The 26,267-nt window shown below is 64.9% G+C and carries 23 protein-coding genes and 2 tRNA genes; 8 read left to right on the top strand and 17 right to left on the bottom strand.

The features are described from left to right. Positions 1–13: 13 nt before the first annotated feature. Together E3T38_RS06340 and E3T38_RS06335 are read right to left on the bottom strand one after the other, a co-directional pair. Positions 14–661: a CoA transferase subunit B gene (locus tag E3T38_RS06340; protein ID WP_134547176.1), complete on the bottom strand. Its 648-nt coding sequence runs from the start codon at positions 659–661 to the stop codon at positions 14–16. 14 nt (positions 662–675) lie between these two features. Then, positions 676–1,392: a CoA transferase subunit A gene (locus tag E3T38_RS06335; protein ID WP_134547175.1), complete on the bottom strand. Its 717-nt coding sequence runs from the start codon at positions 1,390–1,392 to the stop codon at positions 676–678. Between the two features lie 150 nt (positions 1,393–1,542). Between E3T38_RS06335 and E3T38_RS06330 the strand changes: the two genes are divergently transcribed. Beyond that, positions 1,543–2,400 carry an IclR family transcriptional regulator gene (locus E3T38_RS06330; RefSeq protein WP_241984327.1) on the top strand — a complete coding sequence of 286 codons (858 nt, stop codon included), beginning with the start codon at positions 1,543–1,545 and terminating at the stop codon, positions 2,398–2,400. A gap of 57 nt (positions 2,401–2,457) precedes the next feature. On the opposite strand, the gene E3T38_RS06325 is transcribed toward E3T38_RS06330, so the two are convergent. The 4 genes from E3T38_RS06325 to galU form a co-directional block, all read right to left on the bottom strand. Beyond that, positions 2,458–2,533, bottom strand: a tRNA-Ala gene (locus tag E3T38_RS06325). Between the two features lie 65 nt (positions 2,534–2,598). Next, positions 2,599–3,540, bottom strand: coding sequence for a hypothetical protein (locus tag E3T38_RS06320; protein WP_134547174.1), 942 nt, complete (start codon positions 3,538–3,540; stop codon positions 2,599–2,601). Between the two features lie 105 nt (positions 3,541–3,645). Further along, positions 3,646–4,305 carry a GNAT family N-acetyltransferase gene (locus E3T38_RS06315; protein ID WP_134547173.1) on the bottom strand — a complete coding sequence of 220 codons (660 nt, stop codon included), beginning with the start codon at positions 4,303–4,305 and terminating at the stop codon, positions 3,646–3,648. Between the two features lie 50 nt (positions 4,306–4,355). Next, positions 4,356–5,249 carry a UTP--glucose-1-phosphate uridylyltransferase GalU gene (gene galU / locus E3T38_RS06310; protein ID WP_134547171.1) on the bottom strand — a complete coding sequence of 298 codons (894 nt, stop codon included), beginning with the start codon at positions 5,247–5,249 and terminating at the stop codon, positions 4,356–4,358. Between the two features lie 34 nt (positions 5,250–5,283). Between galU and E3T38_RS06305 the strand changes: the two genes are divergently transcribed. From E3T38_RS06305 to mscL, 3 genes are all read left to right on the top strand, one after another. Further along, entirely contained in the window at positions 5,284–5,862 is a 579-nt protein-coding gene (locus E3T38_RS06305; RefSeq protein ID WP_104199891.1) for a 5-formyltetrahydrofolate cyclo-ligase, read from the top strand. Positions 5,863–5,968: 106 nt separating this feature from the next. Beyond that, entirely contained in the window at positions 5,969–6,331 is a 363-nt protein-coding gene (locus E3T38_RS06300) for an FmdB family zinc ribbon protein (protein WP_134547169.1), read from the top strand. 4 nt (positions 6,332–6,335) lie between these two features. Next, positions 6,336–6,812, top strand: a complete 477-nt coding sequence (mscL, locus tag E3T38_RS06295) for a large conductance mechanosensitive channel protein MscL (RefSeq protein ID WP_370448997.1) — start codon at positions 6,336–6,338, stop codon at positions 6,810–6,812. Positions 6,813–7,030: 218 nt separating this feature from the next. Here the strand turns inward: mscL and E3T38_RS06290 are convergent, their stop codons facing one another. Together E3T38_RS06290 and E3T38_RS06285 are read right to left on the bottom strand one after the other, a co-directional pair. Then, a complete protein-coding gene (locus E3T38_RS06290; protein ID WP_241984326.1) occupies positions 7,031–10,807 on the bottom strand; it encodes an AAA family ATPase in 3,777 nt (1,258 codons plus the stop codon). A gap of 79 nt (positions 10,808–10,886) precedes the next feature. Further along, positions 10,887–11,903: a magnesium and cobalt transport protein CorA gene (locus E3T38_RS06285; RefSeq protein WP_134547167.1), complete on the bottom strand. Its 1,017-nt coding sequence runs from the start codon at positions 11,901–11,903 to the stop codon at positions 10,887–10,889. A 62-nt stretch (positions 11,904–11,965) separates the two neighbouring features. On the opposite strand from E3T38_RS06285, the gene E3T38_RS06280 reads away from it, so the two are divergent. Then, a complete protein-coding gene (locus E3T38_RS06280; RefSeq protein WP_134547165.1) occupies positions 11,966–12,571 on the top strand; it encodes a 4'-phosphopantetheinyl transferase superfamily protein in 606 nt (201 codons plus the stop codon). On the opposite strand, the gene E3T38_RS06275 is transcribed toward E3T38_RS06280, so the two are convergent. The 7 genes from E3T38_RS06275 to E3T38_RS06245 form a co-directional block, all read right to left on the bottom strand. Then, on the bottom strand, positions 12,568–13,896 hold the full coding sequence (locus E3T38_RS06275) for a M1 family metallopeptidase (RefSeq protein WP_134547163.1): 1,329 nt from the start codon (positions 13,894–13,896) through the stop codon (positions 12,568–12,570). The genes E3T38_RS06280 and E3T38_RS06275 overlap by 4 nt on opposite strands. Before the next feature lie 18 nt (positions 13,897–13,914). Then, positions 13,915–17,874 carry a Pls/PosA family non-ribosomal peptide synthetase gene (locus E3T38_RS06270; RefSeq protein ID WP_134547161.1) on the bottom strand — a complete coding sequence of 1,320 codons (3,960 nt, stop codon included), beginning with the start codon at positions 17,872–17,874 and terminating at the stop codon, positions 13,915–13,917. 274 nt (positions 17,875–18,148) lie between these two features. After that, entirely contained in the window at positions 18,149–18,493 is a 345-nt protein-coding gene (locus E3T38_RS06265; protein ID WP_134547159.1) for a DUF2834 domain-containing protein, read from the bottom strand. 118 nt (positions 18,494–18,611) lie between these two features. Beyond that, a tRNA-Arg gene (locus tag E3T38_RS06260) sits at positions 18,612–18,686 on the bottom strand. 142 nt (positions 18,687–18,828) lie between these two features. Beyond that, positions 18,829–19,326: an HNH endonuclease gene (locus E3T38_RS06255; protein ID WP_104127589.1), complete on the bottom strand. Its 498-nt coding sequence runs from the start codon at positions 19,324–19,326 to the stop codon at positions 18,829–18,831. Positions 19,327–19,672: 346 nt separating this feature from the next. After that, positions 19,673–20,353: a C40 family peptidase gene (locus E3T38_RS06250; RefSeq protein WP_104199955.1), complete on the bottom strand. Its 681-nt coding sequence runs from the start codon at positions 20,351–20,353 to the stop codon at positions 19,673–19,675. A gap of 418 nt (positions 20,354–20,771) precedes the next feature. After that, positions 20,772–21,491: a metal-dependent transcriptional regulator gene (locus E3T38_RS06245; protein ID WP_134547157.1), complete on the bottom strand. Its 720-nt coding sequence runs from the start codon at positions 21,489–21,491 to the stop codon at positions 20,772–20,774. Positions 21,492–21,624: 133 nt separating this feature from the next. Here E3T38_RS06245 and serC point away from each other — a divergent pair, with 133 nt between their 5' ends. Beyond that, positions 21,625–22,737, top strand: coding sequence for a phosphoserine transaminase (gene serC, locus E3T38_RS06240; protein WP_134547155.1), 1,113 nt, complete (start codon positions 21,625–21,627; stop codon positions 22,735–22,737). Positions 22,738–22,926: 189 nt separating this feature from the next. Here serC and E3T38_RS06230 read toward each other — a convergent pair whose 3' ends face one another. Further along, a complete protein-coding gene (locus tag E3T38_RS06230; RefSeq protein ID WP_134547151.1) occupies positions 22,927–23,625 on the bottom strand; it encodes a DUF3027 domain-containing protein in 699 nt (232 codons plus the stop codon). Then, positions 23,618–23,998, bottom strand: a complete 381-nt coding sequence (locus E3T38_RS06225; protein ID WP_104196470.1) for a cold-shock protein — start codon at positions 23,996–23,998, stop codon at positions 23,618–23,620. The genes E3T38_RS06230 and E3T38_RS06225 overlap by 8 nt, the downstream gene beginning before the upstream one ends. A 94-nt stretch (positions 23,999–24,092) precedes the next feature. On the opposite strand from E3T38_RS06225, the gene E3T38_RS06220 reads away from it, so the two are divergent. Together E3T38_RS06220 and E3T38_RS06215 are read left to right on the top strand one after the other, a co-directional pair. Next, positions 24,093–24,368 (top strand): hypothetical protein, encoded by a 276-nt coding sequence (locus E3T38_RS06220; RefSeq protein WP_241984325.1) that lies wholly within the window; start codon positions 24,093–24,095, stop codon positions 24,366–24,368. After that, positions 24,368–26,260, top strand: coding sequence for a helicase-associated domain-containing protein (locus E3T38_RS06215; protein WP_134547149.1), 1,893 nt, complete (start codon positions 24,368–24,370; stop codon positions 26,258–26,260). Before E3T38_RS06220 ends, E3T38_RS06215 begins: the two co-directional genes overlap by 1 nt. Positions 26,261–26,267: the final 7 nt, after the last annotated feature.

Here is a 26,267-nt window from a genome sequence, read left to right as displayed (position 1 = left end):
ATTGATCTGACGACTAGACCCGAGCAGTTTCCCCAACCGTGAACGCGGCTTCGGTGGTGTCTTCGATGTCCTGCAGGCTCACGCCGGGGGCGCGTTGGCGCAAGACCAGGCCGGTCGGCGTCACGTCGAAGACGGCCGTGTCGCTGATGATGCGATCGACAACACGCACGCCAGTCAGTGGCAGGGTGCACTCGGTGACGATTTTCGGCGTCCCATCTTTCGCGACATGTTCGGTCAGCACCACTACGCGGGGACTGCCCGCCACGAGGTCCATCGCGCCGCCCATTCCCTTAACCATTTTACCGGGAATGGTCCAGTTGGCGAGGTCGCCAAGCCCCGACACCTGCATGGCGCCGAGGATGGCGACCTTCACATGACCGCCACGGATCATGCCGAACGAGGTCGCAGAGTCGAAGATCGCCGCCCCCGGCAGCATCGTGACGGTCTGTTTGCCGGCGTTGATGAGGTCGGCGTCTTCCTCGCCCTCCCACGGGAACGGTCCCATGCCGAGCAGCCCGTTCTCGCTCTGCAGCGTCACGTGAATGCCCTCAGGCAGATTGTTGGCCACGAGCGTCGGGATACCGATACCGAGGTTCACGTAGTCGCCGTCACTGAGTTCCTGCGCCGCGATCGCGGCCATTTCATCTCTGGTCCAAGCCATGGTTTTCTCCTCAACTACAAGCTGGCCAGCACGGGGCGGCTGCGCACGGTGCGCTGTTCGATGTCTTTGACCCGGGCTGAGGCCTGGATGAGGCGCTGCACGTAGACACCGGGGGTGATGACGTGGTTCGGATCGATGCCGCCGGGCTCCACGATCACCTCGGCCTCAGCGATGGTCATGATACCGGCGGTGGCGACTACCGGGTTGAAGTTGCGGGCGGTGAACCGGTACTCGAGATTGCCGAGAGTGTCGGCGCGCCAGGCCTTGACCAGCGCCACGTCGGCAACGATGCCGCGTTCCTGAAGGTAGGTTTCACCATCGAAGTCAGCGAGCGGCTTGCCCTCGGCGATCAGCGTGCCGACGCCCGTCTTGGTATAAAACGCGGGGATACCAGCGCCCCCGGCCCGCAACCGCTCGGCGAGGGTGCCCTGGGGGCTGAATTCAACCTCGAGCACGCCGGCCAAAAACTGTTCGGCGAACAGCTTGTTCTCTCCCACATACGAGGCGATGACCTTGCGTACCTGCCCGGCCTCGAGCAACACGCCCAGGCCCTTGCCGTCGACGCCCATATTGTTCGACACGACCGTGAGATCTTTCACACCGGATGCCCGCACCGCGTCGATGAGATCGGCTGGGATTCCGCTGAGCCCGAAACCGCCGACCGCGAGAACCATCCCATCGCGCAGAACGTCGTGCAGCGCCGTGCTCGCGCTGGCCTGAACCTTGGACATACTGTCTCCTCCTTGAGCGCTGTCGAGCGTGCTGTCCACGCCGTGGACGGCACCTCTTTACGTCATGGTATTCAGAGCCGATAGACCCTGTCAATCATTATCATCTTGCGGCTCCACCCCGTGAACAGTAGGCTGCGAATCATCCACATTATGGACAGAGGCATCGATATGGTCGCTCAGCCACCCACACATGAGGCGCAAACGGCACGCGGCGGCCCACCATTACCGCTGGCACAACCCGTGCAGGGCGCTCAGGTCGTCACCCGCATAGCCCTGCTGCTGCGCCTGGTCGGTCAAAATCCCTCCGGCACTCCCCTGGCCGAGATCGTGCGCGACTCCGGCCTGACCCGGCCTACCGTCCACCGGCTGCTCACGTCGCTCGCCGCCGAGGGCCTGCTCGACCACGATGCCGTGCGGCACACCTGGCACTACGGCCCCGAAGTCTTCGTCATGGGAACCGTTGCTGCCGCCCGCTACCCGATCGAAGAGCTTGCCCGGCCGAGCCTCGTGCGCCTGGCCGAAGAGACCGGGGAGAGCGCGTTCCTCTCGATCCGGCGCGGCGCCGAAACCGTGTGTCTGCTCCGTGAAGAGGGCAGCTTTCCCATCCGCTCCTTCGTGCTGCACGAGGGGGTGCGTTTTCCGCTGGGGATCGCATCCGCCGGACTGGCCATTCTGGCCTACCTACCCGCAACTGAAGTGGATGCCCTCCTCGACGACACCGCGGATTTCACGGCTCGCTGGGGCGATCAGCATTCCCCCGCCAGCATCCGCGCCAATCTCGAACGAACCCGGGAAACCGGCTACGCGGTGAATCCCGGACTCATTCTGGAGGGCAGCTGGGGCATGGGCGCCGCGATCTTCGACCGCAGCGGCCGCCCCGGCTGGGCGCTCTCCCTCACCGGCATCGAGCCACGGTTCAAGCCCGAGCGGCAGAGAATCCTCGGCCAGCTGCTCCTCGACGAGGCCAGCCGCATCACCCAGACCCTGCAACGCCCACCCATCGCCTAGCGGCCTGGGCGGGGAATGAGAAAAGTCCCGGCCGAGGCCGGGACTTTTGCAACAGTGTGGTGGAGCTAAGGAGATTCGAACTCCTGACCTTCTCATTGCGAACGAGACGCGCTACCAACTGCGCCATAGCCCCAAACTGCCTTTGAAGAATATCACGGGCTGACTGACAGTTTTGCCGCTTCGAGCGCGAGGCGGCGATTAGACCGCGCGACGGCGACGCAGCACGGCGTCGAGGTCGGTCATGCCTGGGATTGTCTCGCCGACAATACCCATCGACGCGAATCGGTTGGGCACCGCAGCAGCAGTCGCCGAGACGACCGGCCGCGCGATCGGCGTGACCACCCGGTTGGCCTCCTCCGCGAGCGCGGCGGCACGACGGGCAACCTCCGCTTCAGCGGCTGCCCGGCGTAGCTGGTTGGCCGCTTCAACGGATGCCATCGCCGTCTGCGCGATGGAGCCGCGCGAGAGGTGCAGCGCTCGCGGCACGGGTTGCGGCGTCCACGTGGCAGCGGCGACCGGAGACTCTTCCAGTTGCACGGGCTCGAAGGTTTGCCGGATCGGCACGGACAGCTCCACCGGGGCTTCGACGCGAACGATGCGCGCCGAGCGGGCGACCGTGGCCAGTCTTTCGAGAATGCCGAACGCGGCGATCATGACGACTCCGCCGCCAACCAGCGCGGAGAACGAACCGGCCAGAGCGGGAACGATCCCCGACACCGCCAGCACGAAACCGGTCAGCAGAATGAGCGAGACCACGCGACGAAAGCGACGGAGACGCCGAAGTTTCTTCACCGGCGACTCCGGGAGGCGCGGCGCGGCCGCGTCGGCCACAGCCGCGGCGGCGCCGCGAACGTCGCTGGCGGCATCCGCCTTCGCCTGCGCTTCTGCCCGCTCCGATTGCTCGGCCCTCGCCAGAACCCGTTGCTGCTCGGCGACGGTGCGGGCGTTCGCTTCAAGTCGCACTTGCTGCGGAACTTCGGCGGTTTCGGCCAGAATGCGCAGTGTCTGTTGCAATCGCACCGCATTTCGTTCGGTTGCCTGAAACTGCTTGCGGCGCGACCAGGTGGGCATCAAGTAGGCAACCCAGAGCACAGCGGCAACCGCCACCATGACCCCGCCACCCAATGCCTCACTACTCATGTTGACAACGGTAAGAGGCGCGGGCACATCCGACGAGGATTACTCTCGGTGTGTCACCTAAGTTAATATACTGATTCTGCCCCCGAACAGGGTGGTTCGTAACCGTCATCGGGTGATGACACGCACCGGATGCGCGGCCGACTCCAAATCTGCCGCGGTAACGCTCGCGGCAGCCTCTGGTACCAGGCCATCCTGCCAGCGGCGCATGACGCCCTGGCTGAGTTCCTCGGCGATCAGGCCGAAGCAGAAATGGTCGCGCCAATCACCGTTGATGTGGATATACCGTCGGCGCAGGCCCTCATACCGAAAGCCCAGCTTTTCGACGACGCGCAGGCTGGCTTTGTTCTCGGGACGGATACAAATTTCTATTCGGTGTAGGCCGAGCTCGTAGAAGCAGTAGTCGGTCGCGAGCGCCACGGCCGTGGGGGTGACCGACTGGCCGGCAAACTTTTCACTCACCCAGTAGCCGATCGTGGCCGACGACAGCGATCCCCAGGTGATCGACGACACGTTGAGCTGACCGGCCAGTTCACCGTTTTGTTCCACGATGAACGGCAGGCCGTTGCCCGACCGCGAATGCGTCAACAGGCTGCGGATGCTCGCGCGCGTATCGAAAGACATCGGCGCGTAGGGGTTGGTGGCCTCCCACTTGCGCAACCACGAGCGGTTCGCCAGCAGTTCGCCCTCGAGAGCGCGCGAATCGCGCAATCGGATGGGACGCAGAGTGACTGCCCCCTCGCGGAGGGTCGGGATTGCGATCGGCACGGTTTGCCTGTCTGTCGTGGGTTGGAAGCTGGGTGGAGCGGGAAAGATCGTTAGTCGAGTGTGGCGACGAATTCACGCAGCCAGGGCTTGAGGTCGGCACCGAGATCTTCACGATCGACGGCGAGCTGCACGATGGCCTTGATGTAGTCGAGCCGGTCGCCGGTGTCGTAACGACGCCCACGAAAGATGAGGCCGTACACGCCGCCGGTGGACTCCGGGTTGACGGCCATCTCCTGCAGGGCGTCGGTGAGCTGAATCTCGTTGCCCTTGCCGGGCGCCGTGTGTTCTAGAATATCGAAAACTTCGGGGCGCAACACGTAACGGCCGATGATGGCGAGGTTGGAGGGGGCGTCTTCGCGGCTGGGTTTCTCGACGAGGCCGGTGATGCGCACGACGTCGGGATCATCGGTCGCTTCGACCGCAGCTGCTCCGTACATATGAATCTGCGCGGGGTCGACCTCGAGCAGGGCAACGATGCTGGCGCCACGCTTGACCTGTTCTGCGAGCATGCGGGTCAGCAGCGGGTCGCGGGAGTCGATGATGTCGTCACCGAGCAGCACCGCGAACGGCTCGTTTCCCACGTGCATGCGCGAGCGCAACACGGCGTGGCCGAGTCCGCGCGGGTCGCCCTGCCGCACATAGTGGATGTCGGCGAGCTCGTTGGATTCACGCACCTTGGCCAGTCTGGTCTGGTCCCCTTTGCGTTCCAGCAGTGCTTCCAGCTCGGTCATGCGATCGAAATGGTTCTCCAGGGCGTTCTTGTTGCGCCCGGTAACCATCAGCACGTCGCTGAGCCCAGCCGCAACAGCTTCTTCGACGACGTATTGAATAGCCGGTTTGTCCACGACGGGCAGCATCTCTTTCGGCATGGCCTTGGTCGCTGGCAGGAAACGTGTTCCCAGTCCAGCTGCGGGAATGACGGCTTTAGTTATCGGGGTACCCATGGGCACTAGGTTAGTGGCAAGTAGGATGCCTTATATGTACTCCGACATAGCTCATCGAAAGCGTGCGCTCAGAGCGGAATTACGCGAACGCCGTCAGAACCTGACATCCTCGGAGCGCGACTTCGCCACGGCCGGTTTCACGGAAAATCTGCAAAGTCTCGTTCTCGACCTGTCCGCGCGGTCGATCTCCTGCTACCTGTCAGCCCACAACGAACCCGATACCCGACCTTTTCTCAACTGGGCTACGGCAGAGGGCATCCGTATTCTGTTTCCGATTTCGCGTGAAGACGGCCTGCTCGATTGGACCGTCGGCGACGGCGACGAGGAATTCAGCGGAATTTCCGGCGTACCGGAGGCCGTGGGAACCCTGCTCGGGCCAATCGCCATCAATGACGTCGACCTCATCATTGTTCCAGCGGCAGCCGTGGACGAATCGGGATTGCGCATGGGCTGGGGCCGCGGCTACTTCGACAAGACCCTCGGCTCCATGGAGAAATGCCCGCCGGTGTACGCCATGGTCTTCGACAGCGAATACCTCGACGAAGTTCCCCGCGAGGTGCACGACCAGCCTGTGAACGGCCTCATAACGCCGACCCGAATCATCGCTTTCTAATCGTTTTACCGCCCGTGACCCCGGTTCTGAACCTGCGGGAGCCCATGCGCGCATACCCTTAGTCTTGGCAGGCGTTTGCCTGCTGGCCCAACCAGCTGGAGATGCAGTGCCTACCTACTCTTACCGTTGCACCGCGTGCGACACCGCTTTCGATATTCAGCAGGCCTTCACCGACCACTCGCTCACGGTGTGCCCGACCTGCCAGGGAAAGCTGCGCAAGGTGTTCTCTTCGATCGGCGTGACCTTCAGCGGCTCCGGTTTCTACAGCAACGACTCCAAGTCGGATTCGAAGCAGTCCAACCCGAATCTCGACCGCAAGCCGACCGAAAAGTCTGCCGACAAGACCGATTCGACGTCGAGCAAGCCTGCTGAGAGCAAATCCGAAAAGAAGTCCGACAGCACGCCGGCGAAGAAAGACAGCGCGTCGCCGTCGTCGTCATCCTCAGTTCCGACCGCGAAGGCGTCTTAGGTAGATGGCGCTGGCAAAGACGGTCACCCGAGTCATCCGTTTGGAGCACCCCGTGATCAACGGTTTCAAAGAATTCATCATGCGTGGCAACGTCATCGACCTCGCGGTCGCCGTCGTCATCGGCACGGCGTTCACCGCGCTCGTCACCGCCATCGTCGTCAATATCTTCAACCCGCTCATCGCCTCGATCTTCAAGGCCGACTCGCTCGCTCAGGCCCTCCCCGTGACCCTTCCCGGTGGCGACAAGATCCTGTTCGGTGCCGTCATCGGCGCGCTCATCAACTTTCTGCTGATCGCCGCGGTCGTCTACTTCGTGATCGTGCTGCCGCTGAACAAACTCAAGGAGGCTCAAGACCGTCGTCGCGCTGCCGGCGTGCCCTCCGCCGTCGTGGCCGATCCCACGACCGAACTCGATCTGCTCACGGAGATCCGGGACCTGCTGGCCAAGAACGCTGCAGCCGACCACGGTCCCAAGCACTAGCAGCTACCAGTGCGGTGGGCGATCCTGCCGCAACTGCGCCTCGTTCGCGCTGGGCGCGCTTCCGGTGTGCGCCACGCCCCCTTCTTCGCGGAGCACCGGCGGGTGCGGATTTGGGTCGGTATCCGGTGCTGGCAGCAGCTTCGCGCGCCGGGCCGAGCCGCCAGCCTTCACGATTGGCTGGCGGGCCGATCCGAGGGGCGGCTTAGCCTCCGAACCACTCACGCGCCCGGACGTTTCGGGGTGATGGTGGGGGCGTCGCCGGTCGAAAAGGGCCGGGCATCCGCCAGCGGAACACCGGCGATTGCGGCCACGCGTGCCGCAACGGCGTCGGGGTTGCTGAACAGCTCGAAGCTGTGCACGCGCAGGTAGTGCCAGCCGAGCCGGCGCAGCACCTCGGGGCGCAGCCGCAACGACTCGCGCAGGCTTGCACGATTGACGACGGCATCCGTTTCGACCACGATCGCGCGGGTTCCGTAAGAAGCGGCCAGGGCGAGCTTGCCGCGGTGGCCGAGGCGCACACTGAGACCGAGCTTTTCGAGGCGCTTGCCGAGATCGACCAGCATGGCTTCGCTCGCGTCGGGAACCTGCACCTCGTCACGACGGGCTTCGGTCTCGCTGAGAACCTGAGACAGGGCGAGGATACCGTGACGCTGCCGGTCTTCGTCGATGTCGGCGGGGCGAAAGCAGGAGACGATGTCCAGTGCGCGACGTGCACGGGTCATGCCGATCGCGAGCAGGCGTTCTCCACCGGGTTCACCGAGGGAACCGAAGTTCGACAGCAGGCGACCGTGCGGGGTGCGGCCGTAGCCGATCGAGAAGATGACGCGGTCGCGGCTCTGTGCCACGGCCTGCTCGAGGGTGAGTACGGTGAATGGTTCACTGCGGTCTTTGAGAATGAAATCGGAGAGGTCGGTGCGCTTGGCAAACGCCGCGAGCACGGCCTGCTGCACGCGCACGGCATGCCGGGTGCTCGCGGTGATCACCATGAGCGATTCGCGCGGACGCTTTGAGGCGTGGTCGAGCACGAGGTCGACGACCTTCACGACCTCCGCGTCGACGCTCTCGATGGCGCCGCTGTCGGCGTCGGGCATGCCGCGGCCGCCCGCCACATAGTTGATGGTGAGGCTTCCGTGGCCGAGATAACTTCCGGCCCAGGGCAGGGAGTCGATGCGTCCGCCGTAGAAGCGGTGGTTGACGAGCTCGGCGAGGTCCTCACCGCCAGCCCGGTAGCTGCGGGTGAGGGTGAGGGTTGGCAACAGCTCGCCGAGGCGGGCCAGGGCAGAGTCGGCGTGCAGGGCATCCACCGATGCGTCGGGCGCGGCGGTCTCCCCCGAGCCGGCAATGCCGGTTTCGAAGGCTGACGGCGTCTGGGTGACTGGATCGCCGAACGCCACGATCTGTCGGCCGCGGCGAATCGCACCGACGTTCTCGGCCAGGGTCGTGGCTCCGGCGTCGACCAGCAACACGGTATCGAACGTGATCTGGTCGCTGATTCCGGCGATTTCGTAGGGTGAGGCCAGCCAGACCGGGGCGAGCACTCGACCGAGGTGCGGTGCGACCTCATTGAGCCGAGCTGGGGTGGCACGGTCGGCGCGCAGCAGGCGTCGCAGCTGGTCCGCTTCCTCGGGAAAGTCGACGACGCCGATCTTCCAGGTTTCGGCGAGCAGCCAGGCCAGCAGCTTGCCGGTAGCGGATGCGTGCGCTTCGTCGACGAGTTTGAAATCAGCCTCGAGGCGGTCCAGTACCTGGGTGTTGGCGCCCAGCAGTGCCCGGTCGCTCGCGAGCATGATCTCGAGCACGGACTGCCACCAGGCCAGCTCGAGCTCGACGGCGACGTTCTCTTCCGACACGTGGCGCTGGGACAGGTCGGTCATCAGCGGGTCGAGGTTGTGCTCGCGCAACGTCGCCAGCAACGCTGTGCGCTCGTGCAGGTTCGCGAGCACCTCGCTCTCAGCGGCGAGGCCCGAGATCATCGATACGAGCTCATTCAGCTGACGCCCGGCAAGGACTCGGGGCGTGCCGCTGGTGCCGAGCGGAATGTCGAGCAGACCGAGGTCTTCCCACACTCGCTGAAAGGCAACGTGCACGTCGTTGATGCCCACCGGCACCTCCGGAGTAACGCCGGCGGCCGCGTAGCGCTGCCAGAGCGTGCGCTGGCCCTGGATGCGCCGCAGGCTCTCGTTCATGTCGGTCACCCGCACGCCGGGGCGCTGGTATTCCTCGGCGAGTTTTCGCAGCCTACGCCGACTGGCCGAACTCATCTCAGACGATTCGCGCCGCGACGACGTGGCGGCGATCAACTCGGTGAGAGACCGGTCGTAGACGCCAGGCTGAAATTTGTCGAGAGTTTCGCGAATATCCAGCAGCAGACGCAGGTAGATACCGAGTTCATTGATCGTCTCGAACGGGCGCAACCGGGTCTGACCGATCAGGCCGTTGGCGCGTTCAAGCAGCCGCGGCAGTTCGATCTGGTTGATGCGTTTAGCGAGCTGGTGCGAGTTGGAGGCATCTGCCGTGGAGGTGAACGAGGCCCCGTACCAGGGCGAGTCGCCAGGCCCGTACCGAAATTCGCCGAGAACAGCGGCCTTGATCAGGGTGTTCGCGGCGGCCGCCCGCGAGTGTGCAAGAAGCTCGAGGGCGTGCCGGTCGAGACGAGCAGTGGTCGACGGCGGCTCGGGCAGCTGGGCGAGCCGGGCCAGTTCGCCCAGCGCGTCGAGCACAGAGACACCGAGAGCGGAGTCGCGACGAGTGAGCGCCGAACGGTAGTCGAGCAGCACCTTGCGCAAGCGCACAAGGGCGTCATCGACGTCGCCGACCCGCGGCTGGGCCGCTTTCTCGTTTCTTGTGATCGACGCGATCAGGTCGCGGCGCAGGGTGCGCGGGGTCACGGCAATGCCGGGCAGTCCCACTTGCACGAGGCGGCCGTGGATGCCATCGAGGCTGGAGCGGCGGGCGCTCACCACGAGCACCCGCTTGTGCTGGGCCACGAGCGAGCCGATCGCGTTGACGATGGTTTGGGTGCCGCCGGTGCCGGGCAGCGTTTTCACCACGAGGGAGTTGCCTGCCGCGATCTGCGCGACGACGTTCTCCTGCTCAGAGTCGGCGTCACCGAGCAGCGTGTCTGTGGCAGGCGGACGGGCGTCCTGGCCGATCGGTACGACCGGGTTATACGCGGTCTCGATGTTGCGCCGAGCGGTCATGTTACCGGCAACGGCGTCGAGCAGAGGGTGGTCGAGCGATGAGGCATCGGCGGCGAGCGCCCGGCCGACATCGGCGAAGCTCGACACAACGAGGCGCGGTACGACGTTGAACCAGGGCAGGTGCGAGGTGAGTCCGCGTAGCCGATCAATGACCGGCTGCGGCTTGAACGCACCATTGGTGATGGCGAGCGCCACGAAAGCGTCGGCGTCGAGCACGATCTGAAACTGGTCCTTCAAGGCTCGGGCAAGCTCAGGGTTGAGAAAGGGCTGACCCTTGAGCTTGAGCTCGTAGTCGCGTCCATACCGGCGAATGGCGAGGGGACGCAGCAGCACCGGGGCACTGTAGTCGACGTCTTGGTAACGCCACTCGGCGAGACCGATGGCGAGGTTGACCGATTCGAGGCCGCGCATGGAGCGCAGTTCGATGCCCTTCTGCGTGATCTCGTTCGCGGCCAAACGGGCGTTGCGCAGCGCCAACTCGTCGCGAATGAGATTGGACAACAGGGTGGTCTTGCCGATGATGAACTGCGGCAGGCCGCCAGGGTGCGTGGCGCTCAGTTCGATGCGGGTGCGAGCCTCGTCGGTGAAGTGCAGCAGCGGCGAACGACCGCCGAGCGCGGCAAGTTCGTCGCGCCAGCGCTGCCAGACCGGCTCAGCAATATTCCCGGCCGTGAAGGCCGGGTCGCCCAGACTGAGGTTGTGTGGACTGGTCACGTTTTGCGGGTCGACAGGGACGGCGCCCAGGTACTTGGAAAGCACGTCGTCGTCGTCTTGTTTTCTATCGAGGTGCCACACAGGCCTACCCTAATTGCGAAAACACCGGTTTGCCCTGAGGCGGCCGGGGTTTCGCGCGTTTTAGACGCAATCGTGGCACTCACAGCCAGTCCCGACGTTTGAAGACCGTGTACAGGGTGACGCCCATCGCGAGCATCAAGGCGAGGGCGAAAGGGTAGCCCAGTGCCCAGTGCAGCTCGGGCATGTAGTCGAAGTTCATGCCGTAGATCGTTCCCACCAGTGTCGGTGCGAAGAGGATGGCTGCCCAGCTCGAGATTTTCTTGACCTCTTCGCTCTGGGCCAGGCTGGTCTCGGACAGGTGGCGCATTTCGTCGTTCTGACGTTGCCCGACCAGAGTGCTGTGCACGGTGAGCGCGTTCTGCAGCAGCTGCCGAAACGCGTCACCGCGTTCCACGACGCGCAGGGTGTGGTCAAGCACGTCGCGCAGGTGCCGGTGCAGTTCGAGGTCGACGTTGTATTTGTCGAATCCACGCTGCATCGACTCGAACATGCCGACAAGCGGCTGGGTGGCCCGCTGAAACTCGATCACCTCCCGAGACAGGGCGTAGATGCGACGGGACACCTCGGGGTCACCGTCGAACAACTGGTCTTCGATCTCGTCGATATCGTTCTCGAGCCCGGCCACGACCGGCCCGTACTCGTCTACGACCTGGTCGAGGATGGCATAGAGCACGGCCTCCGGGCCGAGGCCGAGCAGGTGCGGGGTGCTTTCCATGCGTTCGCGCACCTGCGCGAGGTCGGGCGATTCGGCGTGGCGAATGGTGACCACGAAATCCGGACCGACGAAAACGTGCAACTCACCGAATTCGACGCGCTCCTCGTCATCCATGTAGCGTGCCGGGCGCAGCACCACGAACAAAATATCGCCGTACCGTTCAATCTTCGATCGCTGATGGCCGGCGAGCGCATCCTCCACGGCCAGATGGTGCAGGCTGAACTCGGTGGCGACGGCACGCACTTCCGACTCGCTCGGCCGATACAGGCCGATCCAGGCGAAACCCTTGTTCTGCTTCATAACTTCAAAGGTCTCGTCGAGCGTGTGCGGGGTGGACACCCGGTGCCCATCCACGTAAACCGCGTTATCAACCAGCGCCATCGGCTCTCCTTGTTCGATCTTCTAGTGTGTCATTCGCCTTCACCGCCCGGTAACGTTTGAGGGTGCCGCAACCGGATGTCTCCCTTTTTCTGGCTCCGCGCGCGCCGCTCCCCCAGACCGACCGCGCACGACTCGCCGCCGCCGTTGCCCGGGTCTGCCCGAATTCGGGCCCCGTCACCGTTCAGCAGCGCTGCGAGCGCTGCGGCGGAGCGCACGGACGCCCACGCGTACTCGCTCCCGACGGGGTGCACGTGAGTCTGAGCCGTGCCGGCGACACAATGGTCGTGGCCGTATCGGTGGTCGGGCCGATCGGTGTCGACCTCGAGAGCATCAGCGCCGTCGGGCGCGCCGGGTTCGACGACGTGGCCTTCAACGCGCTCGAGCGCGCAGCGCTGTTCGAGATACCTTTCTCCGACCGCAATCGGGCGCGCGCGGGCCTCTGGACGACAAAGGAGGCGCTGCTCAAGTTGTCGGGTGAGGGGCTGGCGGTGGACCCGCGGCAGGTGACGGTGGGGTGGACTGGCGCAGGAGCATCCGTTTTGCTGGACTGGCCCACGGCCACCCTCGACCTGGCCCGGGTGCACTTGGCGAACTTCGACGCTGGCCCCGGCCTGATCGGCACGCTCGCCGTGCTCGGCGGGGCGGCCCCACGAGTATCGGTGCGTTAGAGGCTCGGCAGCGCGCTCTGCTGCACCCAGCGGGCGACGAAGCCGCCGATCGCCCGACTGCCGGTGTGTTCGGAGAAGAAATCTACGAAGTCTTCGGTCGAGACCTGCCCAAAACGCCGAGCCGCCGTGTAGGCACGCAGTGCCGCGAAGAAGGCCTCGTCACCGAGAGATTTGCGAATGGCGTGCAGGGCGAGCGCGCCTCGTTTGTAGACACGGTCATCGAACATGGCGTGCGGGCCTGGGTCACCGACGACGATGTCGCGGGGCAGCGCCGCCACCCGGCCGCGGTGCAGCACGGCGAGGGCGTCGGCCGTGCGGCCACCGCGCTGCTCCTCCCAGAGCCATTCCGCGTAGCACGCGAAACCCTCCTGCAACCAGATGTCTTGCCAGCGGGCCACGGTCAGGCTGTTGCCGTACCACTGGTGCGCCAGCTCGTGGGCGATCAGCCGGTCGCTGCCATGGTTGCCGTCAACATGGTTGCTGCCGAATATGGCCAGGCCGTGGGCCTCCAGAGGAATCTCCAACTCGTCCTCGGTCACGACGACAGAGTAAGACGCGAACGGATATGACCCGAACCGGTCGGCGAAGAATGCGATCATCTCGGTGAGGCGGGCAAAGTCGGTTTCGACACGGGTCGCGAGTCGGGCGGGAAAGTACAGACTGTGCGCGACGGGAGCGTCGGCCAGGTCGCGGCGGCGGTAGCGGCCGATCAGCACCGTGGCGAGATAGGTCGCCATCGGCTCGCGCACATCGAAGATCCAGCTGGTACGACCGGAGCGGCTCGACCGGCTCGATAGCACCCCGTTCGACACCACCGTGTAAGCCGATTCGCAGGCGATCTCGATGCGATAGGTGGCCTTGTCGCTCGGATGGTCGTTGCACGGAAACCAGGACGCGGCACCACAGGGCTGTCCGGAGACGAGCACGCCGTCGTCGAGTTCTTCCCAGCCGACGTCGCCCCAGGCGCTGCGTACCGGATGCGGCGCCCCGCGATAGCGCACCACCACCTCGAACACGGCCCCGGCCTCGATCGTCGCGGCGAGACTGATGACGAGTTTGCGTGAAGAGTGCGTCACCTTGGTCGGCCGCGCACCGTTCACCAGAATTTTTTCGATGCTCAGCCCCGCGAAGTCAAGGCTGAACCGGTCGAGGGGCATGAGGGCGCGTGCGGTGATGATCGCGGTCGCGTTCAAGCGGTTGGTGGCTACCCGATAGGAGAGGTTCAGGTCGTAATGTTCCGCCGTGTAGCCGCCATTGCCGCCGGTGGGAATATAGGGGTCGCCAGCGCTAATCGAGCCGTAGGTCGTGCGCACAGTCTGAGCCATCGTCTTACTATTCCTTGCTCAACGATCCCATGGCGGCTGGTGCCACGGCGTGATCGGGTTGCCCGACCAGAGCGAACCGGGCGGCACCCGTTCGCCGCGCATCACGAGAGAGCCGGGCCCAACCGTCGCCCCGGCATCGATGGACGCCGCCGGCAGGATGACTCCGTTCGGGCCGAGCGTGGCGCCCTCGGCGAGCACGACCGCGTCGAGCTGCATGATGCGATCGTGAAACAGGTGGGTCTGCACGACACAGCCGCGGTTCACCGTGCTTCCGGCGCCCAACCGCACCAGGTCAGCTTCGGGCAGCCAGTACGTTTCGCACCAGACGCCCTTTCCCACGGTGGCGCCGAGGGTGCGCAGCCACACGGCGAGCGCCGGCGTGCCTGAGGCTTTCTCCGCGAACCAGGGTCGGGCAACCATCTCGACGAAGCTGTCTGAGACCTCGTTGCGCCAGATGAACGAGGACCAGAGCGGATGCTCCGAGGCGTCGATGCGCCCGACCAGCGTCCACTTGACCACCGTCGTAACGCCGGCGGCCACCGCACCGGCCGTGAGCATGACCACACCCGAGAGGCCGATCGCCGCGCCGAGGCCGAGCTGCAGCCACAGCAGGTCCAGCAGTGCGAGCACCAGAAGCGCGATCCACGCGGTGGTGAAGCCGGCCACGATGCGCAGTAGTTCCCACAGCGACCGGGCTATTTTCAGGCGAACGGGAGGGTGGAAGGTTCGCGAGTCGTCGGCATCCGTTTGTCTGCGGCGCAGGCGGGCTGGCGGGTTGCCGAGCCAGCTCGAGCCGCGTTTGGCCTTGCGAGGCGTCGACGAAAGCACCGCGACGAGCCCGTTGCGCGGCACGGTGCGGCCGGGGCCGGCCATGCCGCTGTTGCCGAGGAAGGCCCGGCGGCCTACCTTGGCGGGCCCGATGCGCATCCAGCCGCCGCCAAGTTCGTAGCAGGCAACCATGGTGTCGTCGGCGAGGAATGCGGCTGGCGCGATGGTCGTCAGTGACGGCAGCAGCAACACGGTTGATGCCTCGACATCGGCACCGACTTTAGCCCCGAGCAGTCGCAGCCAGGTGGGCGTGAGCAGGCTCGCGTAGACCGGAAACAACACGGTGCGGGCGCCGTCGAGGATACGTTCGGTCATCCAGACCTGCCAGCCGATGCGGCTGCGCACCGGATAGTAGCCCTCCCGCAGGCCCACGCCGAGCCCGCGCACGAAGGCAATCACCAAAAGCGCGTAGGCGAGCCCGCCGACAATGACGGCTACCGGCATGATCAGGGCCGCGCGCAGCACGGCAACGCCGAGGTTATCGGCGTTGCCGACAGCGGCGCCGACGATGAGCACGCCGAGCACGATTGCGATCGTGGGGATGGCGGTCATCGCCACCGATCCGGCCGCGAAGGCGCCGAGCCAGCGACTGGCCCGCGGTGGACGTTCGGCCGGCCACGGGCGGCGGCCCGACCCCACGCGGTGAGCAGGGGAACCGGCCCACCGCTCTCCGGCTGGTACACGCGACGAGACCACGGAACCGGGTTCAATCTCGGCGCCGTTGCCAACGTGGGCGCCCCCGAGTAGGGTGCTGCGGGAGCCGATCCGGGCATCGGCACCGACATGCACATGGCCGATGCGCAGCACGTCCCCGTCGATCCAGTGCCCGGCCAGGTCGACCTCCGGTTCGATCGAGGCCTGAGCGCCGATGGTGAGCAGCCCGGTAACCGGGGGCAACGAGTGCAGGTCGACGTCGGAATTGATCTCAGCGCCGAGCGCCCGCGCGTAGTAACTGATCCAGGGCGCCCCGGCGAGGCTCGCCGCGTCGACGAGCAGCGCGATCTGCTCGGCCAGCCATAGCCGCAAGTGCACGGACCCGCCCCGCGGATAGTTGCCAGGCATCACGTCGTGCAGCAACAGTCGGGCCGCCACGACGGCGATGAGCATTTTGCCGGGCGGGGTCACGAACAGCACAAATCCGAGCGCCACCCACCACCACGACAGGGTCGGGCCGAAGGTTGCGCCGGCCAGGCTGAGCAGATTGTTGGCGATGGCGAGGTAAACCAGCCAGCGGGCGCCGCTCAGCACGTGCAGCGGAATGCCGAGCACCGTCTGTGCTAACTGACTGCGAGCCGGAGTGGGCAGCACCTGCCGCACTGCCGGCGGTGTCGCGGGGGTGCGGGCGTCGAGTTCCTCGGCGAGCGACCCGATCCGCGGGTGGTCGTACAAATCGGCGACGGTGGTTTCGGGGTGGCGGGCTCGCACGGCCGACACGAATTGGGCGGCCGAGAGCGAGCCGCCGCCCTGGGCGAAGAAATCATCGTCGGGCCCGGTCACCGGCACCCCTAAAATCGATGCCCATGCCTCCGCCAGCCACGCCGCCGTCGGTGACAGCACCCCCGCATCGTCGTCCGACCCGGGCTGCGAGGCGGGCAATGGCCACGGCAATGCCGCCCGGTCGACCTTGCCCGAGGTGCGGGTGGGTAGCGCATCGACGATGGCGAGCAGCGGCACGAGCGCGGCGGGCAGTTCTTCCCGCAGCCTGGCAATTGCGGCCTGCCGGTCGAATGGTGTTCCGGCAGTCGCAAGGGCGATGTAGCCGACCAGAACGTGGTTACCGGCAGGGGTGGTCTGCACCACGGCGGCACCGCCGGCCACTCCGTCGAGGGCGCCCAGGGCGGCATCCACTTCGCCGAGTTCGATACGTCGCCCGCCGAGTTTCACCTGGTCGTCGGCGCGGCCGGCGAAGACCAGACCGGCCCGGTCGAAACGCACGAGGTCGCCGCTACGGTAGGCGCGGTGCCAGCCGAGCTCGTCGTGCGGAGCATATTTCTCGGCGTCTTTCTCGGCGTCGAGGTAACGGGCCAGACCCACGCCGCCGATGATGAGCTCGCCGGTCTCTCCCTCGGCGACCCGGTTGCCGTGAGCGTCGACGACGGCGAGGTCCCAGCCGTCGAGCGGCAGGCCAATGCGCATCTCACCGACACCGTCGACGAGTGCGCCGCAGGCCACGACGGTCGCTTCGGTGGGGCCGTAGGTGTTCCACACTTCCCGGCCGCGGGCATTGATGCGGGCGACCAGTTCGGGCGGGCAGGCCTCGCCGCCGAAGATCAGCAGCCGCACTGCCTCGAGCGATTCTTCCGGCCAGAGTGCGGCGAGGGTTGGCACGGTCGAGACGACGGTGATGCCGTGGGCGATCAGCCAGGGACCAAGGTCGGCACCGCTGCGCACCAGGGAGCGCGGAGCTGGCACCAGGCAGGCGCCGTTGCGCCAGGCCAGCCACATCTCTTCACAGCTCGCGTCGAAGGCCACGGACAGGCCGGCCAGAACCCGATCGCTGGTGCCAATCGGCTCATCGCGCAGAAACAGTCCGGCCTCGGCGTCTACGAAGGCGGCCGCTGAACGATGCGTGACCGCAACGCCCTTGGGTAAGCCCGTCGAGCCGGAGGTGAAGATGATCCATGCGTCATCGCCGGGCGTGGGAATGCTGCCATTCGGAAAGACCAATGCCGGGTCGTCGTGCGGCGGCACGGGGCGCCCCCGGAGCGACTGCAGGTCGAGGCCCGCACGCGGCGCAAAAAAACTGCTCTCCCCGATGATGCCGACCACGTGGGCCTCGGCAAAGACCAGCCGTGCGCGTTCTTCCGGGTCGTCGGCGTCGACTGGAACGTAGGCGGCCCCCACGAACAACGTGGCCAGAATCGACACATACAGGTCGCGCGTACCAGAGGCAATGCGAATGCCCACGGTGTCCCCTCGGCGCACTCCGGCCAGGCTCAGCGCGTTCGCCTGGGCCTGCACGCGCTGCAGCATGCCGCGATAGCTGATGGTTCCGACCGCGTCTTCCAGGGCCAGGGCATCGGGATGCTTCGCCGCGGTCTGCGAAAGAATGTCGACCAGGGTGCGGGCGGGCTTTGCCCGGTGGCCCGCCACGAGCACAGCCTGGGTGTGCCCACTGTCGCCAGCTGGGCTGTACTGGTGCTCGCTCACACGACTCCTCGTTCAGGTCGTGGCACTTGTACGGCACGCCGCGAAAGTAACAGTCTAGAACTCTCTCGGAACGCGCGGGTGCTGCTTACGATCGAGGCGGTCTTTGGCTTGTCGCCGCTCGGCGTTGCCGCCGCCCCCATCACGAGCATCTGGAAGTAGACGCCAGTGCACGAGTTCCCCTGTGAGGTCTTCTCGCTGAGCAGCCTGGGATCGATGGTCCTGGCCGACTAGAACCAGGACCATCACGAGCCGAAACGAATATCCGGCAGTCCGGTTAATCCAGCGCCTTCGCTCGTGCCGCTTCCAGAGCGCGCTCGCGCATCGCGAGGAACAGCGGGAACGTGAAGGCGAAGGCGGTGACTCCCGAAAGGGCGACGTACAGCCAGCCCCGCTTCATGCCGAGCCGTCGCGCCTCGACGATGATCAGGATGCTCCCGGCCACCGCTGCGATGAGCAAGTCAACGGTGAGCGACGAGACCGCCGGTCCGCTGCCCACCCAGTCGACGATGAAGTCGCGCATCTGCACGATCGCGACAACGTTGTAGGTCCAGGTCCCAGCGAGCCCGGCGAGACTCAGTCCGAGGTAGACGAGAGCGAGCGGCGTCCAGTGTTTGTTCATGCCGACATTATGCGCTCCGCAGGTTTGGGACCGGCCCTTGTCGGATCTTTCTGCCACCGGGGACGCCTATGAAATTGAGATACAAATCCGTTGTCAAACCGCACTTCTGGTTGTTCTCTGGTGCCCCTGGAGGGATTCGAACCCCCGGCCATTTCCTTAGGACGGAATTGCTCTTCCACTGAGCTACAGAGGCAGGCCTGGCAAGTTTAGCCGATCAGTCCGCATAGTCGAGCGCGCCACCCGCGTTGTCGCGGGGCAAGCTCTGCCCCGTCAATACGCTCGTGATCGTGCCGTCGATGTCGACACTTCTGTTGGCCGCACGGCAGAGCGTGGTCCTAGGCGGCCGGGGCCAGATAGGCGTCCCATTCCTGCTCGGGGCGCTCGACTCCCCGGACAATCCAGGTCGTGCCCTGCGGCATCCGTGGGGTGAAGCGCAGCTTCCAGCCCATTTCGGCCGGGGTGTGGTCGCTCTTGAGGTTATTGCACCGCAGGCAACACGCGGCGAGGTTGTCCCAGGTATCACGGCCACCGCGCGAACGCGGTAACACGTGGTCGATCGTGGCAGCCGACTTGCCGCAGTAGCAGCAGCGATGCTCGTCACGGCGTAAGACTCCGCGGCGACTGACCGGAACCAGGCGCGACATGGGGATGCGCACGTACCGCGTGAGCAGAATGACGCTCGGGCGATCCCACGAGCCCGAGGTCGCGAAAACGGGGTGTCCCTGATCGGACTGCACGATCGTCGCTTTCTGGTTCATCACCAGAATGAGCGCTCGTTTGAAAGAGACGACGGCGAGGGGCTCGTAGCCCGCATTGAGTACCAGTGTGCGCATGCGCTTCCTTTCGAAGGAGACTGGACGGCTTCCAGCCATTCGAACTACATCCGATGCGTAAAGAACAGGAGCACGACGGGGCGAAAAAGAGTACAAAAAAAGGCGCCGTCACAATGACAACGCCTTCTGGCTGCTCACACAGCTCTTCTCGCTCTGACAACTATGCCGAAAGCACTCACGACCGCGCACATCCATGGTGTGGATAGTGCGTCGCTCATGCATTGGCTCTCCTTTTGAACCTACAAACTACATCAGGGCACTAGGTTAACCCACAAATGGCGCAACAGGTGAACCTGTATGCGCCATTTGTGTGAGCTGTAACCCAGTGTTCACTGGAAGGGGCGAATTAGATGCCGATTCGCACGATGTAGTAGTCGCTGGTCCAGATGGGCTGAATCCGCACGGACTGGCCGGTATACGGCGCGTGCAGGATGTTTCCGTTGCCCGCATAGAAACCATCGTGACCGTCCATGATCACCAGATCGCCTGGCACGGCGTCCTCGATCGAGATCTTCGTTCCGGCCGCTCCCTGGCCAACAGAGGAGTGCGGCAGGCTGATCCCGAACTGCGCGTAAACGTACATAATGAAGCCGGAGCAGTCGAACCCGGCCGGTGTGGCGCCGCCATAGACGTACGGCGTGCCCTGGTACTGCGAGGCAACATTGAAAACGGATGCGAGGTCGAAATTCGGGTACGTCGGGTTTGCCAGGAAGTCAGCAACACTCGGACCGGAATAGCTCGCTGCATACGTGGTCATCTGCGCGGCGACCTCAACACGACGGGTTTCCGCGGCGGCGGCAGCGACGGTTGCAGCGGCGGCGGCAGCAAGCTCTTCGGGCGTGGTAGCAGTGAACCCTTCGCGAGCGACGCTCACGGTTGCCGCCTGAGCATCGACTTCAACGGCCTGCGCCTGTGTCTTGGACATCTCCGTGGACTCGGTGGCCTTGAAGGAGACGTCTTTCGAGCCGGGAGCAAAGGCATATGCCGGTAGCGCCATGGTGGCAACGAGTCCGGTGGCAAGGGTCATGACGACGATATTGGCGATACCGCCACGTCGCTTCTTCGGGGCCGCTCGAGGTAGGGCACCGTTGGGGCGTACCGACGATTCCACTTTTTCCAGAGAATCCGCTGTTCGGCTCAGCCCGCGACGGGACCGTCTCGTTCCTAATGCAGCCAAAGTGTTAACCTCCGGCGCCTCGACAACACCAGGTTGTCGTCCCGTCCACTTCGCTAATCGCGGGTGTATTCATAAATCAAGAGACGGGGTAAGCAGGCGTCTTGACCAGAGTCCTTCGACCATTCATGGTCTGTGGGACCCCCCGAGGCTACAAGAGCGACGCGCATTTGTCACCCTGAAGCGGCGCATTTCTAACGGATTGGTAACGAACCGGCGAGCAGGTCGAGACGACTGGCTCGGTTCACAGCGCTGCGAACCCGGTGCAATTTCAGTGAGCGACCGGGCTGTGGCCGGTCGGTGTCGTAACGAAAATGTGCCCGGCTACCTCATTGGGGAGCTCCAAACCGGCACCGAAACCTTCGACTTGAACTAGAACGTACGATCCGGCGGCCGAAAACACCCCGGTCGCGCCGGGCATGACGCCGCTCTGTTTGAGCTGCAGGAGCAGGTCGGGGTCGAACTGCACCGGTTCACCGAGACGGCGGATGACTGCGGTTACCGGCACGGTCGAACTCGCCACCACCGACACCACGTTGGTCACGCCCGCCATGAAGGCGACTGCCGGCGAATCACCGAGCTCGTCAAGCCCCGGAATCGGATTGCCGTAGGGAGATTCGGTCGGGTGACCGAGCATCTCCAAAATCTTGCGTTCGACCTGTTCGCTCATCACGTGTTCCCAGCGGCAGGCTTCGTCGTGCACGAACTCCCACTCGAGTCCGATCACGTCGCTGAGCAGGCGTTCGGCCAGGCGATGCTTGCGCATTACGTGCACGGCCTTGCTGCGTCCGGTCGGGGTGAGTTCCAGGTGCCGATCCCCGGACACGATGACGAGGCCATCACGTTCCATCCGCGCGACGGTCTGCGAGACGGTCGGGCCGGAGTGTCCGAGTCGTTCGGAGATACGGGCCCGCAGGGGCACGATCTGTTCTTCCTCCAGGTCGAGGATCGTGCGGAGATACATTTCGGTGGTGTCGATCAGATCGCTCATCCGAAGCCCTTCATTCGGCTCGTGCGCGCACCGCTCATCGAGTGATAGAACGGCGCTCAGTTGGCGGCCTCGGCAGTGGCCCGCACAGCGTCCCAAGCCTACCCGCCCGTAGCAGGGCAACTAGAATCGCCCTATGGCCGACCTACTGATACCCACCGATCTGCTCCCCCTCGACGGACGATTCGGCTGCGGCCCATCGAAAATCCGGCGCGAACAGCTCGACCATCTTCTCGGATTCGGCACCGGAGCACTCGGCACATCGCACCGCCAGGCACCCGTGAAAGACCTCGTCGGCCGCGTGCGCGCCGGCTTGGGTGAACTGTTTCGCATTCCCGACGGCTACGAAGTCGTGCTCGGCAACGGCGGCTCGACCGCATTCTGGGACGCCGCAGCCTTTTCCCTTATCGAAAACCGCGCGCAAAACCTGGTCTTTGGCGAGTTCGGCGGCAAGTTCGCCAAGGCGGCGGCTGCCCCCTGGCTTGCAGCTCCCGACGTGATCAAGGCCGACACCGGCTCACGCAGCGATTTCGTGGTGCGTGAGGGCATCGACGTCTACGCCTGGCCCCAGAATGAGACCTCAACGGGCGTCATGGCCCCGGTCACCCGGGTCAACGGTGACGCGGGCGCGCTCACCGTCATCGACGCCACCAGCGCAGCCGCCGGCATCGACTTCGACGCGAGCCAGGCGGATGTCTATTACTTCGCGCCGCAGAAAAACCTCGCTTCGGACGGCGGCCTGTGGCTCGCTCTGTTCTCACCGGCGGCCCTCGAACGGGTCGAACGCATCGCAGCGAGCGGCCGGTACATTCCCGAGTTCCTCAGCCTCAAGAATGCCGTGGACAACTCGCGCCTGAACCAGACGCTGAACACGCCGGCTCTCAGCACTCTCCTGCTGATGGAGAACCAGATCGACTGGATCAACCAGAACGGCGGCCTGAAGTGGGCGTCATTGCGAACGAGGGAGTCGTCATCCGTTCTCTATGACTGGGCGGCGGGCGTCGACTATGCGACCCCATTCGTGGCCGACCCGACGCACCGTTCACAGGTCGTCGTGACGATCGACTTCGACGACGCCATCGACGCCTCATCGATCAGCAAAACCCTGCGCGCCAATGGCATCGTCGACACCGAGCCGTACCGCAAGCTCGGCCGCAACCAACTGCGCATCGCGACCTTCACTGCCATCGACCCTGAAGACGTCAAGAAGCTCGTGGCATCCATCGAGCACGTCGTGGCACACCTCTGAAATTAGCTGTACGAAACGCAATGAAAGGATCGGACGATGCGCCTGTGGTTGAAAGACAGCGAACGCCGGCCCGATCCGCTGCCCGCACGAACGGATGCCCGCACGGCACTGATATTCGGCACCCTGCTCTGGCTGGTCGCACTCGGCGCCGCCCTCTTCTTTGAAGAAGCGGCGCCGGGCGCCTCACAGTCAGGGGCGGCGAGCGCGCCGGGAACGGGTTGGTGGCTGTGGTGCACTGTGATCGGCGTCGGCCTCGGCCTCGTTGGACTCGCCTGGGTTCAGTTCCGCCGCCGCTAGCGCTTCGTTGAAGTCGATGCCGTCCAGAGCATCGAGGGAGTCATCCGCTTCATCGTCGACCACATCTGCGTCGTCGACTGGATGCTCGTCTGACCCGTCATCGTCGGCGTCGGCGTCGGCGTCGGCGTCGTCATCGTCATCGTCATCAGCGTCGTCATCATCGTCATCGTCATCATCATCGTCGTCGTCGTCGTCGTCATCGTCATCGTCATCCGCTGCAATGTCGTCATCGACGAGACGATCCGACCACGGCACCCACCCGGGCGCGAGCAGCGAGTCATCGCCGGGCGTGAGCTCGGTTTCAAGAACCTTCGGCTCGGAATTCTCGTCGACCCGCGCAAGACTCACGGTCCAGCGCCAGCCCGGATAGCCGGTCAGCAGGCAGTCGAACAGCAGCGACACTACGAGGTCGCCTTCGTCGATGTGGCCGATGACCTCGCCGATCGTGTCGTCCGTCGTGATTTCCAGCAGCGCCGTGCGCGCCAGTGCAACGGCCGCGAGCAGGGTGGCATCGGTCTGCTTGTCCGATTTCGTCGGCTGTGCGTCGGTCTCCTGCGCCTCGGTCGGCTGCGAGTCGGTGACCTCAGGCATCCAGTTCCTCGGCGACCTTGCGCAGCATCGCCGCGATCTTCTTACTGTGGCTTGATTCGGGGTACCGACCGCGCTTGAGATTTGTGCCGATACCGTCGAGCAGCTTCACCAAATCTTCAACGATGATCGACATATCGTCGGCTGGCTTACGGTTGAATTTAGACAGGCTCAGAGGAGCTTCGATCACGCGCACCGACAGCGCCTGGGCGCCGCGTTTGCCGTCGGCGATACCGAATTCGAGCTTCGCACCGGCCTTGATGGTTACGCCGGACGGCAAAGCGGAAGCGTGGAGAAAGACCTCCTGACCGTCATCGGATGTAATGAAGCCAAAGCCTTTCTCCTCGTCGTAAAACTTGACCTTGCCGGTGGGCATCTGAACCTCACTTGAGTTTTGGGCGCACAATATAGTGCGGGATGTAAACCCAGCATATTCGGTTGCGGCACCCGCGTGCCCGTATCCTTAGGCTGTGACCAATCAAACTCCGCAAGCCGTCAGCCGGCTTGAACGTGTGCTCGCTTACATGGTGGCGAGCGTGGTGGGGCTGTCGATTCTCGCGTTCCTTGCGGTGATCATCGCGACCGCGATGGGCGTCGGTCAAAATGACGGGTTCAGCCGCGGCTTCTGGCCGCCGATCTTCATCCTGCCGCTCTACGGCCTGCCCATCGGTTTCGTTCTCATCATCGTGCTCATCATCTCTGCTGGAGTTCGTCGCAGTCGCGCAGCTCGACGAGACCGCGAGTAATGCTCGGCCTCGCATCGAGACTTCGGGTCCTGCCCGATGCTGAGCTGCGGCACGTCATCAAGGTGCGCGGCGTTTCTGCGAACGGCATCCACGACTTCTTCGATCTGGCCGAAGCCCTGCTTGATGCAGGCAATGTGCAACTGGCCCTCAGCCACCTGGACCGCTCGACCCTTGCCGTTCTGGCCGTGGCCGGACAACTCACCAGCAGCAATTCCGTCCCGACGCTGGTCGCGGTGACGAATCGACTGTTTGAACTCGGCTCGACCGAGGTCACGCTGGCCGATGTGGCCCGCCGGGTCGACAGCCTGCACGCCGTGCTCTTGGCCGAACGAAACGACGGATGTTGCATTCCATACGACGCCGTCTCGGCTCATCTGGCGCACTGGCCGGCGCAGGGTCTACCGGGTACCGCCGACCTCGCCGTCACTGCGCCCCCGGTCACCCTCGCCGCCGTGCCCGACACCGAGATTGCGTTCATCGACCAGCTGGCCGCTGAACGCGCCTTCGGGATGGTGTCGTCGATCGCCGAGCTGGTCAACGAGTTGTGCCGCGAGCCCGCCCGGCAGCTCAGTCGGGGTGGGCTCGGCCTGCCCGACACCAAGCGCCTCGCCGCCGTTATGACGGTCGACGTCGATCTGGTTGCCCCGATCCTGGCCTTGGCCTCCCGGGCCGACCTGCTCGCCCAATCCGACGGTTATTGGATGGAAACCGAGGCCGGCGAGGCCTGGCTGCTCGAACACACGACCAGCCGTTGGGCGGCCTTGGCCGTGGCCTGGTTGGCGGCGCTCCCGCCGACCGTGGCCGACATTCTTCCGCGCCAGGCCGGGCTGCCCTGGGGTGACGGACTGACCGCGTTTATCGCCTGGCTCTATCCGGCCGGCGGCGAGTGGATGCTCTCCCAGCTAACCGAGTTCGCCCGCGACGCCGAGTTGCTCGGTATCACTGCAAACGACACCACCAGCACGGCCGGCGCCAACGTGCTGCGTGGTGACCTCGAGGTAGCCGTCGATATCATGGCGGGCGCGCTGCCGGCTGAAGTCGGCGCGGTGTATCTGCAGCACGACCTCTCGATCGTCGCGCCCGGCCCACTTGCACCGTCGATCGACTCCCGGCTGCGCGGGATGGCCGACGTGGAAAGTCGAGAACTTGCGTCGAGTTATCGCATCACTGCGGCATCCGTCAATCGCGCCCTGGCCGCGGGCGAGAATGCAGACTCGCTGCTCGCTTTTCTGGCGTCGATCTCACTAACCGGCATCCCGCAGCCGGTCGATTACCTCATCAACGAATCGGCTTCGCGGTACGGTCGGGTGCGAGTGGGACGTCTCACCGACGGGCCGAACGCCCCGATCGCCCCACCCGGTAATGACACCGTTTTTCTCAGTTACGTCTGCTCAGCTGATGCCGCGCTGCTCGGCACTATCGCCGTCGACCAGACTCTGGCGCCGCTCGCACTCGTGCGCGCCGGCGACAGCGAACACCTGCTCAGCCGCTTCGCCGGTGACGCCGTGTTTTGGGCGCTGAGTGACGCACGTTATCCCGTCGCTGCCGAAGACGACCTGGGTGAGATCGTGCACTTGCGTCGACACCAGATCGCCCGTGTCACGCTGACACCAACGGTTGACACCACCCGCAACCTGGTCGAGAAGCTGCGGCTTCGCGCGGAAAGTGGCGTTTCAGTAGCGGATGCCTGGCTTGCCCGCCAGCTCGACACCGCCATCAAAGCGAAGCAGACCATCCTGGTCAGTATCGCAATGCCCGGCGGCGCGGTGGTGGACTACCTGCTCGAACCGGCCAGCGTCAGCAACGGACGCTTCCGAGCCCGCGACCGGCGAGCCGACATCGAGCGCACCCTGCCACTCAAGAGCATCCTCAGCATCACCCCGGCCCCGTGACCGCTTG

The organism is Cryobacterium sp. Hb1 (assembly GCF_004403585.1).
Classification (GTDB): domain Bacteria; phylum Actinomycetota; class Actinomycetes; order Actinomycetales; family Microbacteriaceae; genus Cryobacterium; species Cryobacterium lyxosi.
The sequence above is the reverse complement of the archived record's forward strand: the minus strand, read 5'-3'. Positions and strand labels throughout refer to the sequence as shown.